This window comes from Neorhizobium sp. SHOUNA12A, from assembly GCF_023006505.1.
Classification (GTDB): Bacteria; Pseudomonadota; Alphaproteobacteria; order Rhizobiales; family Rhizobiaceae; genus Neorhizobium.
On sequence record NZ_JALBGV010000035.1, the window covers coordinates 46279 to 58750 of the forward strand.

Sequence of the window (12472 nt, forward strand, 5' to 3'; positions counted from 1 at the left end):
CGCCGGCTGGCCGGCGGCCTTTGTTCGGCTGCGATAGAAGCAGACGATTATTCGGCAGGCTGGGCTGAGGGTATCAGCACAGCGTTTTCGGCGTCGACATTGCCTGCCATGGCGGCAGCGAACTGTGTCGGGTCCAGCTCGTTTTCCCAGCGGGCGACGACGACCGTCGCGACCGCATTGCCGACCAGGTTGGTGAGCGCCCGGCATTCCGACATGAAGCGATCGATGCCGAGGATCAGCGCCATGCCGGCGACCGGCACGGATGGAACCACCGAAAGAGTCGCCGCCAGGGTGATGAAGCCGGCTCCGGTAATGCCTGCAGCTCCCTTCGAGCTCAACATCGCGACAAGCAGCAGCAGGATCTGGTCGCCAAGCGTGATCGGCGTGTCGGTCGCCTGGGCGATGAAGAGTGCGGCCAGCGTCATGTAGATGTTGGTGCCGTCGAGATTGAAGGAATAGCCGGTCGGAATGACAAGACCGACCACCGAGCGCTTGCAGCCGGCGCGTTCCATTTTTGCCATCAGGCCGGGCAATGCCGCTTCCGACGAGGACGTGCCGAGCACAAGAAGCAGTTCTTCCTTGATGTAGCGGATGAGCGAGATGATCGAAAAGCCGTTGTAGCGTGCGACGGCACCGAGGACGACCAGAACGAAGAGGAGCGAGGTGAGATAGAAAGTGCCGATCAGCATCGCAAGATTGGCAATCGAACCGATGCCGTATTTGCCGATGGTAAAGGCCATGGCGCCGAAGGCGCCGATCGGGGCAGCCTTCATCAGGATCGTCACGAGACGGAAGATCGGCGCGGTCAATGCCTGCAGGAAATCGAGGACCGGACGGCCGCGTTCGCCGACCATGCCAAGAGCGATGCCGAAGAGAACCGAGAAGAACAGCACCTGCAGGATATCGCCCTGTGCAAAGGCACCGACGATCGTATCCGGAATGATGTTCATCAAGAAGCCGGTGATCGTGGTGTCATGCGCCTTCGCCGTATAGGTCGCGACCGCCTTGGCGTCGAGCGTGGCCGGATCGATGTGCATGCCGGCACCCGGCTGAACGATATTCGAGACGAGCAGGCCAACGGCGAGCGCGAGCGTCGAAAACACCAGAAAGTAGATCATCGCCTTGCCGGCGACTCGCCCGACCTTTTGCAGATCGGCCATGCCGGCAATGCCGGTTGCGACGGTCAGGAAGATCACCGGCGCGATGATCATCTTCACCAGCTTGATGAAGGCATCGCCGAGCGGCTTCAGGGACGCGCCGGTATCCGGATAGAAGTGACCGAGCAGGATGCCGGCGGCGATCGCCACGAGAACCTGAAAGTAAAGGTGGCGGTAGAAAGGAAGCTTGCCGTGCGTTGGCGCATCGGAAATCGTTGCGTTCATCATATCCTCCATGGCGCCCCAACCAAATTGGCCTCCCGGGGCGCGGCGTTACTGTTGCTGCAGGCTTTCCCGGAGCAACATGCGTGCCAAAGAGGCGGATATCGCTAGCTATTTGATTCATCTCGTTTAAATTTGGATGTGGAAGGCGAGCTACAGGATAGGTCGTGCGGATTTCCGCATCGGCCTTTGCATTTCATGCGGATTTATGCACACATTCACCGATGCTTGAGCAGCGTCATCGAGAGAAATCGGTCAAGGTTCCCCCGTTCGCACGGTCAACCTGGCCCGTCTTTGGCCTGGCAGCCACCGCGCTCCTGATATCCGCTCTTTATGCGGCCGGTCACTACGGCCGCAGTTCCGCAGTCGCAGCGCTCATTGCACAGGGCCACGCCGATGCAAATCTGAAGGTTGCGCTGTTGCGTGCGGTGCTCGAAAGACCGCGCGCGCTTCCCCTGCTTCTGGCCGAGGATCAACAGGTGGTCGGCGCACTCGCATCGAGAGACGCAGAAGCGGTCGATGCCCTGGACCGAAAACTGGAAGGGCTCGTGGCCGGCACCCACGCCTCCGTTCTCTACGTCACCGGCAGGGACGGCATCGCGGTCGCATCCAGCAACTGGCGCGAACCCTTGAGCTTTGTCGGCAACGATTATTCGTTCCGCGAATATTTTCAACGGGCGATGGAGAACGGAACGGCAGAGCACTTCGCTTTGGGCAGCGTCAGCAAACGCCCCGGACTCTATATCTCGCGGCGCGCCGAAAACCAGGCCGGCGCCCTCGGTGTCGTTGTGGTGAAGATGGAATTCGACCAGCTTGAAAGCGATTGGCGGGATGCAAACCGTCCCGTCTATGTCACCGACGCCAGTGGTGTCGTTTTGATCACCAGCGTTCCCTCCTGGCGTTTTACCACCACTGCGCCATTGCCGGCAGAGCGGCTTGGCGCCATCCGCCAGAGCCTGCAATTCGGCGACGCCCCTTTGACGCCTCTTCCCATCGTGCGGCAGCAACCTCTCTCCGACGACGCATCGATCGTTTCGGCGGTTTTGCCGGGAACAAGCGAAGGTGAGTATCTTCGCCTTCTGACGCCGGTCCCCTCGACATCCTGGCGCCTTGAATATCTGGTGCCGACCGAGCCGTCCGTGGCAGCCGCGGTACGCGAGGCGCGGCTGCTTGCACTTGCCGTGCTCGTTCCGATCCTGGCGCTGATCGCATTCCTTCTGAGGCGGCGGCAGATGATCACCATTCGCATCGCCGCGGAGAAAACCCTTCGCGAAGAGCTCGAACGTCGTGTCACGGAACGAACCGTCGATCTGAGCCGCGCCCGGGACCTCCTGCAGGAGGAGATTGCCGATCACCGCAGTACTGAGTCAAAACTGCAGGTGGTGCAGCAGGAACTCGTGCAGGCAAACCGCCTGGCGATCCTTGGCCAGGTTGCGGCCGGGGTTGCCCATGAAATCAACCAACCGGTCGCAACAATCCGCGCCTATGCAGACAATGCCCGTATCTTCCTGCAGCGGAACCGGAAAGCCTCGGCGGAGGAAAATCTCGGCGAGATCGCAGCGCTGACGGAGCGGATCGGCATGATCACCGAGGAACTCAAGGCCTTCGGACGCAAGGGACGAACGCCGCCCGAAGCCGTCGATCTGCGGGGTGCCATCGAAGGCGCGGTCGTTCTTTTGCGGAGCCGCTTCGCCGGACGGCTCGACATACTCGCGATCGATCTGCCGCCGCCCGGCCTTGCCGTCACCGGCAATCGCGTCCGGCTCGAACAGGTGCTGATCAATCTGTTCCAGAATGCCTTGGAAGCGCTGGAAGGCCGGACCGATGCAAGCGTCAAAGTCTCCGTGGAGACGTTGTCGGACGAGATCGTGATCCGCGTCTCGGACAATGGCCCCGGCATTGATCCGGCAATCAGAAGCTCGCTCTTTTCGCCGTTCAACACGTCCAAGGAAAAGGGTCTTGGACTTGGCCTGGTCATTTCGAAGGATATCGTCGCCGATTACGGCGGTCGTATCGAAGTCGAAAGCGGCGAAACCGGCACGACTTTTATTGTCTATCTGCGCAAGGCGGTATCATGAGCAATCCAACGCCTGTCATTCTGGTTGACGACGATGCCGATCTTCTCAAGGCTACCGCCCAGACGATCGAGCTTGCGGGCTTTGCAGTCTTTCGATTTTCCAAGGCTTCCGCCGCGCTGGTCCGGATCGACGATAGTTTCGCTGGCGTCATCGTTTCCGACATCCGCATGCCCGAGATCGACGGGCTGCAGCTCTTCGATCGCGTCCGCAAGCTCGATCCCGACCTTCCCGTCATCCTGATGACCGGCCATGGTGACATACCGATGGCCGTCAAGGCGATGCAGGATGGCGCTTACGACTTCATCACCAAACCCTTCCCCGCGGACCGTCTGGTGCAGGCCATCCGCCGCGCTGCCGAAAAACGGCGGCTGATACTGGAGAACAGGACGCTCCGCGATGTGGCGGAACAGGCACGCGACGACCTGCCGCTCATCGGCCAGACCGTCGCCATGGAGCGACTGCGCAGAACGCTTCGCCAGATTGCCGATACCGACGTCGACGTTCTGGTGACCGGAGAGACAGGCAGCGGCAAGGAGGTCGTTGCCAATCTGATCCATCGATGGAGCCGGCGCTCGAAGGGCAGTTTCGTCGCGCTCAATTGCGGGGCGCTTCCCGAAACGATTATCGAAAGCGAATTGTTCGGCCACGAGCCCGGCGCTTTTACCGGCGCGCAAAAGAAGCGGGTCGGCAGGATCGAATATTCGAGCGGCGGCACGCTTTTCCTCGACGAGATCGAAAGCATGCCGCCCGCCACGCAGATCCACATGCTGCGCGTCCTGGAAGCGCGTGAAGTGGCACCTCTCGGCACCAATGAGACTCGGCCGATCGACCTGAGGGTCGTGGCCGCCGCCAAGGTCGATCTCGGCGATCCCTCGCAACGCGGCGCATTTCGCGAAGACCTCTATTACCGGCTCAACGTCGTCACCATCTCCATCCCGCCGCTGCGTGAACGGCGCGACGACATCCTCCTCCTGTTCGGATTCTTTTGCGAACGGGCCGCCAAGCGGTTCAACCGTCAAACGCCCGCTCTGTCATCCTTTACCCGCCAATATCTCGAAACCCACCATTGGCCCGGCAATGTCCGCGAACTGTCTCACTTCGCGGAGCGTTTCGTCCTCGGGCTTGCAGGTGACGACGACAGGGCGACGGCGTCACCAGAGGCGGCCACCTTGACGTTACCCCAGCGCCTCAACCAGCATGAAGCGGAAATCCTCCGGGAGACGCTGGCCAGCAACGGAGGCGATGTCCGCCGTACGATCGACGCGCTCGGAATTCCGCGAAAGACCTTCTACGACAAGCTCCAACGGCACGGGATAGAGCGCGCCTCCTTCGACCAGGGTGTCAAGCCGGCCCGATAGGGTTCAAGCCGCAGGCAGGCTCTATCGGTTCGCGCGGTACGCACGGGGCCACGTCAGCGATAGACCGCGGCACAAAAATAGGCCAACTTGCTGCCATCAAGCAGAAGCATGGCCATCCTTCATCAGCCGGAGAACAAGAGGCGCGAAAGAGCCCTACTCAGCTACTGATCGGCGGTCATCAACGATGGTGGAGGATGAATGGCTGGTCGTCTGGACGGTAAGGTCGCGCTCATCAGTGGCGGCGCGGGCGGATGCGGGCTTGCCGCGACCGAACTTTTTGCCCGGGAAGGTGCTGCGGTCGGGATCGTTGATCTCCCGCATAGCCAGGGGGCGGCTGTGGCCGCTCGCCTGCGTGAACAGGGTATGAAGGTTGCGTTTGCACCCGCCGACGTTTCCGACGAATTGCAGGTGAAACAGGCGGTAGACGCGATTTCCGGCGAACTCGGACCGATCACGGTTCTGTTCAATCATGCCGGAACGATCATCGTCCGGCCGTTCCTCGAAACCTCGGTGGAGGACTGGGATCGGCTGATGGCCATCAATGTCCGCAGCATGTTCCTGATGACGCGTGCCGTCCTGCCGCAGATGATCAAGGCTGGCGGCGGGTCCATCGTCTGCACGTCGTCGATCTCGGCGGTCGCCGCCACACCGATGGAAGTTCTCTACGATACGACCAAGGGCGCGTGCCACATGTTTGCCCGGGCGATTGCGGTCGAATTCCGCAACCGCAACATCCGCTGCAACGCCGTCTGCCCCGGCTTCATTCAGACGCCGCATGGCCAAAAGGAGGTCGAGGAACTGACCCGCTACGGGGTCGACGTCTCGGATGCGGCGATCGCGGCCCAACAGGGCCGGATGTGCCGGCCGGACGAGGTGGCCAAGGCGGCTCTCTACCTGGCGAGCGACGATGCCAGCTTCGTCAGCGGTACCCATCTGTTTGTCGACAATTGTTTTACAGCGATGTGAGGGGAGGGGGAGACATGGCTTTGGAAAAAGGCGGTCTGTGGCGCAACTGGGTCGGCAATCAATATTGTGTTTCACAATTCAAGGCATCGCCGGAAACGGAAGCCGAAGTGGCAGAGCTTGTCCACGAAGCCGATCGGCGTGACCTGGCGGTGCGTGTTTCGGGCTCGGGACATTCCTTCACGCCCGTCGTCGGCACCAACGGCCTGCTGCTGTCGCTCGCAAACCTGCGCGGCGTGCAGAATATCGACCGCGAGCGAAAGCAGATCACCGTCGCCGGCGGCACGCGCATCAACGAAATCGGTAGGACGCTGAAGGAGCACGGTCTTTCGCTGGTCAACCAGGGCGACATCGACAGCCAGGCTGTCGCCGGCGCGTTTACGACCGGAACCCACGGTACCGGGATCAAGCTCGGAAATCTGGCCTCGTCGATTGCCGGCATGCGTATCGTCACCGCCACCGGAGACATTCTCGATATCGACGGTCGCGACAAGGACAGGCTGCATGCGGCCCAGGTTTCGGTTGGTACGCTCGGCGTTATCTCCTCGCTGACGCTCAACGTCATGGACACCTATAATCTGCACGAACGTCTCTGGCGGGACGATTTCGAGACCTGTATGGAACGCCACGATGAGCTGGCTTCCAGACATCGCCATTTCGGTTTCTTCTGGTGCCCGACGCCCGAAAGCCGCCATCTCTATTGCCTTGCCGACACGTCTGCGGTGTCGAGCACCAACAAGCTGGCCGATGTCTGCGAGATGAAGGTCATGGACATGACCGACGCAGCACCGATGGAAAGCGAATTCGAGAAAATTGCCTATAGTTCGGAAGTTTATCCCATCGAATACGTGCCGAATTTCGTCGAGCTGGAATACGCTGTTCCGCTCGAGCACGGCAAGGCCGCGGTGAGGGCTGTCCGGGATCTGATGCTCAACAAGCACACCAACTGCATCTATCCGATCGAATACCGGTTTACCGCGGGCGATCCGGCCTGGATGAGCCCCTTTCATCACCAGGACAGTATCACCCTGTCGGTGTCGGGTGGTCCGGGTATCGACTACTGGCCCTTCCTGAGGGACGTCGACCAAATTCTTGGCAGGTACAATTCTCGGCCGCATTGGGGAAAGATGCATTTCCTCGACACGGACGACGTCACAAGGCTTTACCCTCGCGCCAAAGAGTTTCGAGCGCTCAGACGGGATTTGGATCCGAAAGGCCGGTTCCTGAACGACCACTTGAAGATGTTGTTTGGATAAGGATCAAGCTTCTATCAATCGCGTCTAGGCAGCGGCGGCCTTGGACGGTTTGAGGCCGAGAATGCGCACCGCGTTATCGTGGAAGATCTTCTGCTTGGTGGCGGCGCTCATCTCGATCTCGTCGAGAAGCTTCAGGCAGACGGCCGGGTCCCAGCAGGGATAGTCCGTACCGTACATGACGTTATCGGCGCCGAAATATTCGATCGCGAACCTCTGGCCGGCGGAATGCGGCGAAACCGTATCGGTGAACATCTGGTGCAGGTAATGGCTGACCGGCTTGGTCAGGCCGGCGGTCTTTGAATTTTTGTCCATGCGGCCGGATTGGTATGGCAGCGCGCCGCCCGTATGTGACATGACGATCTTGAGGCCCGGGTGACGCTCCATCATGCCGGAAAGGATGAGCCGCGACGCTGCCGCGCTCACTTCGACCACGCGGCCGAGGCTCAGGTGCAGGGCATCATTATAGCCCTGCATCACGTCGGCGAAAACCGCATCGGTCGGATGCAGGAACATCGGCAGGCCAAGTTCCGCGACCCGCTGGTAGAAGGGTTCCAGCCGGACATCGTCGATCATGCCCTCCTTGCCGACGCTGCCGGGCAGGTTGACCCCCATCAGACCAAGCCGGTTGACCGCATCGTCGAGCACTTCGATCGCAACTCGCGTATCGACCAGCGGAATCGCCGCAGAGGCCCAGACGCGGCCGGGATAACGCCGCTGCGCCCAGGCCATTTCCTCGTTCCAGGCCAGCGCCGCGTCGCGGCCTTCCTCGACCGGCAGTTCCGAAAAGTAGATCGACAGCGGGCCGATCGAGCAGACCACCGAAATGTCATGGCCGAGACTGTCCATATAGCCGAGCTGCTCGTCGAGATCGAACCATTCCTTCCAGCTCGCCACCGTGCCGCGGCGCCCATTGGCGCCGTGATAGGTGTAGCCGCCGCGCGCATTGACGACCGCCCTTGGAAAACCTTCGCGCTTCAGAAGCGGTTCGAAAATCGACCGCGGCCACCAGTGGAAATGGGAATCGATGATTTTCATGCGCCTGTCCTCAAGATGTTCTTCAGCGGTTGTTATCGACGCGCCAGGAATCGGTCCTGGTTTCCAGGAACGACAGGATCTGGGTCAGCAGCACACCGAGCACGACGACGATGACGATCGACACCATCATCTTGGTCGTCTGCATCAACTGCCCATAGTAGGTGATGGCGTAGCCAAGGCCGGCATTGGCGCCGAAGAGTTCTGCGACCACGACACCGGTCAGCGCCCGGCCGACGCCGAGGCGAAGGCCGGCCATCATCACCGGCACCGATCCCGGCAATGCAACACGCAGGAAGATGTCGAGCGGCTTCGCCCCGAAGGAACGCGCCGCGCGGGCAAGGTCGCGATCGGTATTCTTGATGCCGGACAGGGTGTTGGCATAGATCGGCGTCAGTGCGAAAAGGAAGGCGATCGCAATAATCGTCGGCCGGCCGTATCCGAGCCAGGCGACGAAAAGCGGATAGAAGGCGACGGTCGGCGCCGAATATTTGAACCAGATGAACGGTTCGAGCGCCGATTCCACATCCGCAAACCAGCCGGCCAGCATGCCGAGGACAATACCGACCACAGCGGCAAGACCGAGCGACCAGGCGAAGCAATAAAGCGTCGCCGCCACATTGGTGGCGACCGAACCATCTTCGAACTGAGCCATGAATTCCACGGCGACCTGGCTCGGCGTCGAGATGAAGAACGGATTGATGAAACCGGTGTCGACGGCGATCTGCCAGAAAGCCACGATGCCGATCATCGACAGGGTGCCGAGCACCAGCGCCTGGCGGCGATAGAAAAGTTCGGCGATCATTTCGACCTCCAGTCGCGGACCTTGTTCTCCACGGAGCGGACCATGACGGTCAGCGTGTAGCCGAAGGCGCTGACGATCAATGCATAGACGAGCAGCCGGTCGATGCGCATGGCGGAGCCATAGAGATTGAGCTGATAGCCGATGCCCGCCTGCGACACGAACAGCTCGCCGACGATCACGCCAAGCACGGCACGGCCGACGGCAAGCCTGAGACCGGTCAGCAGCGCCGGCAGCGAACCGGGCACCAGGACGCGGGTGAAGATATCGAACCTGGTCGCTCCGAAGGAACGCGCCATCCGGAGAAACCGCGGATCGGCTTCGCTCATGCCGGCCATGGTGTTGAGAACGATCGGGAAGACAGCGCCGAGGAAAACCACGGCGATCTTCGGCGCCATGTCGATGCCGAGCCAGATCACCATGATTGGCAGCAGCACCAGCGTCGGGGCGATATAAAGCGCCATCAGCGGCGGATCGATCAGGTAGCGGGCGATCTTCGAGGTGCCGAGCAGCACGCCGAGCGGAATGGACACCACGATCGCCAGCGCGAAACCGGCGACGAACTCCGTCAGGCTGATGCGGGCGTGATAGAGGAAATTGTCATTCCGGAAGATATCGATCGCCGCGAAGAAAACCTCCGTCGGGCGGCTGGTGAAACGGCCATTCACCCAGCCCATGGTCGGGGCGATCTGCCACAGCACAAGAAATGCAAGGACCGCAAGCGTCCCGATGATCGCCGAGCGGGACGGACGCAGGAAGGAGAGGGAAAGCTGCCGGGTTTCCGCTGGTCCAGCGGTTATTTCTGCCGATCTCATGCGACCTCCTGCACCAGCTGCATGCTGGACATGTCTTCCGCCAGATGGGCGCGCAGGCGCTTGCGCAATTCGTGGAACTCCTCGCTGTCGAGGATTGCCTCGTTGCGCGGGCGCGGCAGGTCGACCTTGATCACTTCCTTGATATGACCCGGGTTTCGGCCCATGACGACGATCTTGTCGGCAAGGAATATCGCTTCGTCGATATCGTGGGTGACGAACAAAGCCGTTTTCTTGGCGCGCTCCCAGATGCGCAGAAGCTCGGTGCCCATGATCTCGCGGGTCTGGGCGTCGAGTGCCCCGAACGGCTCGTCCATGAGCAGCACTTCAGGATCGACGGCAAGCGCGCGGGCGATGTTGACACGCTGGCGCATGCCACCGGAAAGCTGGTGGGGATGATAGTCGGAGAAGCGGCCGAGGCCGACGAGGCGGATCATCTGCATGGCCCGCTCGTTGAGGTCGCCGCCGCTCCAGCGCTGCATTTCGAGCCCGAACTTGACGTTGCCGCGCACCGAACGCCAGGGAAGAAGAGAGGCTTCCTGAAACACCACCGCGCGGTCGGGACCCGGACCATCAACCCGCTTGCCATCGATCTCAATCGAACCACGCGTCAGGCTCACAAGCCCCGCGACTGCCATCAGCAGCGTGCTCTTGCCGCAACCGCTGGAGCCGACGATGGTGACGAATTCGCCCTTTTCGACCGACAAGGCGACACTGTCGACGGCAGAGAACACCTCGTTGCTCTTCGGTTTGCGATAGTCGATTCCGAGATCGCGGATTTCAATCTGCGCCACTGCTTTCTCCTCCTGGAGCGGGCCTCCGCCCGCTCTCGTTATATTATCATGCAAATGGAAGGCTCACTTCGGCTTCCACTCGTTGTAGGTATCGTGGAACGTGCCGACCCAATACTTTTCGACCGGCATGGGTTGCTTATAGGTGCCGTTCATGATGCCGACGTCCCAGAAGGCCTTCATGCCCGCGTCGCTCGCCAGACGGCCGTCTTCGAAGATCTCATCGATGAAGTCGTCATAACCGCGGTTGAGATAGGTCTCCTCGAGGCCGAGCTTGGAGGCGAGGAGCTTGACCGATTCTTCCTTGTGGGCCTTGGACCACCGGACGGCCTTGGCAAAGCCGCGCAGCACGGCCTTGATGGCATTCGGATCGTTCTTGATGAAATCCTCACGCGCATAGAAGCAGTGGAATGGGAAATCCGGCGCAATCGACTTCTGTTGCAGGATCAGGTTGAAGCCGCGATCGGCCGCCATGAACTTTTCCGGCGTCGCGAAGATATTGACTTCGAGCTGGCCGGCTTCCATCGCAGCGAGACGCGGCACGGAGCCGCCGCCCTGGACGATCTGCACTTCGCTCTTCGGATCGATGCCCTTTGTCTTCAGCGCATAACGCGTCAGGAAGTCGGTCGAGGAACCGAAGGTCGAGATACCGAAACGCTTGCCCTTGGCGTCTTCGAGCGTCTTGATCGACGGCACCGAATACCAGTCGAAGACGGCCATGTTGAAGCCGCCGTAGAAGATCTTCACGCCCTGGCCGGTTTCGACCCCGACAAGCGCTTCCGAGAAGGCGCCAACGCCGATATCCACGGCGCCGGCGACCATGCCGCGCACCAGGTCCGTGCCGCCCTTGAAGGCGACGATCTTGACGTTGATACCCTCTTCCTTGAAGAAACCCTGTGCATCGGCAACATAGATCGGCAACAGGGTCGAGGTATTGAGCGGCAGGCCGATCGTGATGTCCTTCTTCTCGATCGCCTGGGCGCTCGCCGCCTGAAAGGACAGCGCGGCAAATGCCGCCGCTGTCGCCATGGTTTTCAGAAATTTCAACATTCTCTCCTCCTTGTGACGCCGACACTCCCTGCGGCATCTGCTTTCGTGAATTCCAGTCTCCCTCAGGCTGCCTCGCTCCTCCGGAAAGAGGCATCCGTAAACTTCAGCAGGACGCCGCGGGCCTCCTGAACCGCAGCCGCGCCGGCATCGGCAAGCGTGGCTTGCAGCCGCTGCAATCGCTGCGCTGTCGTAGCGGGAAGACTTCCGATCTTGCGGTCGAGCATCACCTGCGCGCCCTCACCGGAAGTCTGCGGCCAAACGGCCTCGCGTGTCTGTCCCTTTGTCGATACGACAACCCGCGCCGGCCAACCTTTGCCGGCGAGCGTGTCATCGGCCGTGATCGTCACGCGCTGGGCAAAGGCCATGACTTCCGCATTGAAGGGACGGGTGCGGTCGACATCCATCAGCCGAGCCGGCTCGAAGGCGGCGATGCCGAGCTGAAGGCCGAGATGGGCGATGGTCGTCAAACGATCTTCGGCCACAAGCGGCCGGCTGACGACGGGGGCTGCCACCGGCGGCAGAAAAACTTCGATACTGCCGATGGTATTGGGATCAACACCCTTCTCCAGCAGATGACGGAAAGCCTGGATCGCATTGATGCCCTGGCGGGCGGAGACGAAGGGCTTCATGCCCATCTGCGCAATCGCCAGCGGATCGACATGGTTAGGCTCCAGGGCAACAGCTGCCGCCGCCTGTCCCTTCATCCAGCTTGGAGAAAGGAGTTCGAGATCCCCCATGATGCCCGCCTTCGCGGCAAGCGCCGCACGAATGCCCTTCAGCGTGGCTTCGCCGATTACCAGCCAGCGCGCCGACGGCGTGCCGGAAGGGCGGCCGTTGCGGCCCGAACTGCCGGCCATGGACAGCACCAGCGCCTGGGCAACCTGTTCGTCCGAAAGACCAAGCGCAATCGCCGCGCTCACGGCCGCGACAGCCGGCGCTGCGAACAGGCAC

At 61.2% G+C, this 12472-nt stretch carries 10 protein-coding genes and 1 pseudogene; 4 read left to right on the top strand and 7 right to left on the bottom strand.

What is annotated here, in order from left to right; genetic code table 11:
- Positions 1–47: 47 nt before the first annotated feature.
- The gene (locus tag MOV63_RS17020) at positions 48–1382 is read right to left on the bottom strand and encodes a dicarboxylate/amino acid:cation symporter (protein ID WP_247035103.1); all 1335 of its coding nucleotides are present in this window, start codon (positions 1380–1382) and stop codon (positions 48–50) included.
- A 221-nt stretch (positions 1383–1603) separates the two neighbouring features.
- Between MOV63_RS17020 and MOV63_RS17025 the strand changes: the two genes are divergently transcribed.
- The 4 genes from MOV63_RS17025 (at position 1604) to MOV63_RS17040 (ending at position 7034) form a co-directional block, all read left to right on the top strand.
- Positions 1604–3457, top strand: coding sequence for an ATP-binding protein (locus MOV63_RS17025; protein WP_247035105.1), 1854 nt, complete (start codon positions 1604–1606; stop codon positions 3455–3457).
- Positions 3454–4815: a sigma-54 dependent transcriptional regulator gene (locus MOV63_RS17030; RefSeq protein ID WP_247035107.1), complete on the top strand. Its 1362-nt coding sequence runs from the start codon at positions 3454–3456 to the stop codon at positions 4813–4815. Before MOV63_RS17025 ends, MOV63_RS17030 begins: the two co-directional genes overlap by 4 nt.
- A 198-nt stretch (positions 4816–5013) precedes the next feature.
- Complete coding sequence (locus tag MOV63_RS17035; protein WP_247035108.1) at positions 5014–5781, top strand: SDR family NAD(P)-dependent oxidoreductase; 768 nt, start codon at positions 5014–5016, stop codon at positions 5779–5781.
- Positions 5782–5795: 14 nt separating this feature from the next.
- The gene (locus MOV63_RS17040; RefSeq protein ID WP_247035110.1) at positions 5796–7034 is read left to right on the top strand and encodes a D-arabinono-1,4-lactone oxidase; all 1239 of its coding nucleotides are present in this window, start codon (positions 5796–5798) and stop codon (positions 7032–7034) included.
- 24 nt (positions 7035–7058) lie between these two features.
- On the opposite strand, the gene MOV63_RS17045 is transcribed toward MOV63_RS17040, so the two are convergent.
- The 6 genes and pseudogenes from MOV63_RS17045 to MOV63_RS17070 form a co-directional block, all read right to left on the bottom strand.
- Positions 7059–8069 carry an amidohydrolase family protein gene (locus MOV63_RS17045; protein ID WP_247035112.1) on the bottom strand — a complete coding sequence of 337 codons (1011 nt, stop codon included), beginning with the start codon at positions 8067–8069 and terminating at the stop codon, positions 7059–7061.
- Between the two features lie 22 nt (positions 8070–8091).
- Positions 8092–8871 carry an ABC transporter permease gene (locus tag MOV63_RS17050; RefSeq protein ID WP_247035114.1) on the bottom strand — a complete coding sequence of 260 codons (780 nt, stop codon included), beginning with the start codon at positions 8869–8871 and terminating at the stop codon, positions 8092–8094.
- Positions 8868–9683 carry an ABC transporter permease gene (locus MOV63_RS17055; RefSeq protein WP_247035116.1) on the bottom strand — a complete coding sequence of 272 codons (816 nt, stop codon included), beginning with the start codon at positions 9681–9683 and terminating at the stop codon, positions 8868–8870. Before MOV63_RS17055 ends, MOV63_RS17050 begins: the two co-directional genes overlap by 4 nt.
- Positions 9680–10474: an ABC transporter ATP-binding protein gene (locus MOV63_RS17060; protein WP_247035118.1), complete on the bottom strand. Its 795-nt coding sequence runs from the start codon at positions 10472–10474 to the stop codon at positions 9680–9682. The genes MOV63_RS17055 and MOV63_RS17060 overlap by 4 nt, the downstream gene beginning before the upstream one ends.
- Positions 10475–10537: 63 nt before the next feature.
- Complete coding sequence (locus MOV63_RS17065) at positions 10538–11521, bottom strand: ABC transporter substrate-binding protein (RefSeq protein WP_247035120.1); 984 nt, start codon at positions 11519–11521, stop codon at positions 10538–10540.
- Positions 11522–11583: 62 nt separating this feature from the next.
- A pseudogene (locus MOV63_RS17070) lies at positions 11584–12472 on the bottom strand (hypothetical protein); the annotation flags it as partial.

What these genes read in the sequence shown, in the direction of transcription:
- MOV63_RS17020 (WP_247035103.1), bottom strand. Translation starts at nt 1,382, where the DNA reads ATGAACGCAACGATTTCCGATGCGCCAACGCACGGCAAGCTTCCTTTC.
- MOV63_RS17025 (WP_247035105.1), top strand. Translation starts at nt 1,604, where the DNA reads ATGCTTGAGCAGCGTCATCGAGAGAAATCGGTCAAGGTTCCCCCGTTC.
- MOV63_RS17030 (WP_247035107.1), top strand. Translation starts at nt 3,454, where the DNA reads ATGAGCAATCCAACGCCTGTCATTCTGGTTGACGACGATGCCGATCTT.
- MOV63_RS17035 (WP_247035108.1), top strand. Translation starts at nt 5,014, where the DNA reads ATGGCTGGTCGTCTGGACGGTAAGGTCGCGCTCATCAGTGGCGGCGCG.
- MOV63_RS17040 (WP_247035110.1), top strand. Translation starts at nt 5,796, where the DNA reads ATGGCTTTGGAAAAAGGCGGTCTGTGGCGCAACTGGGTCGGCAATCAA.
- MOV63_RS17045 (WP_247035112.1), bottom strand. Translation starts at nt 8,069, where the DNA reads ATGAAAATCATCGATTCCCATTTCCACTGGTGGCCGCGGTCGATTTTC.
- MOV63_RS17050 (WP_247035114.1), bottom strand. Translation starts at nt 8,871, where the DNA reads ATGATCGCCGAACTTTTCTATCGCCGCCAGGCGCTGGTGCTCGGCACC.
- MOV63_RS17055 (WP_247035116.1), bottom strand. Translation starts at nt 9,683, where the DNA reads ATGAGATCGGCAGAAATAACCGCTGGACCAGCGGAAACCCGGCAGCTT.
- MOV63_RS17065 (WP_247035120.1), bottom strand. Translation starts at nt 11,521, where the DNA reads ATGTTGAAATTTCTGAAAACCATGGCGACAGCGGCGGCATTTGCCGCG.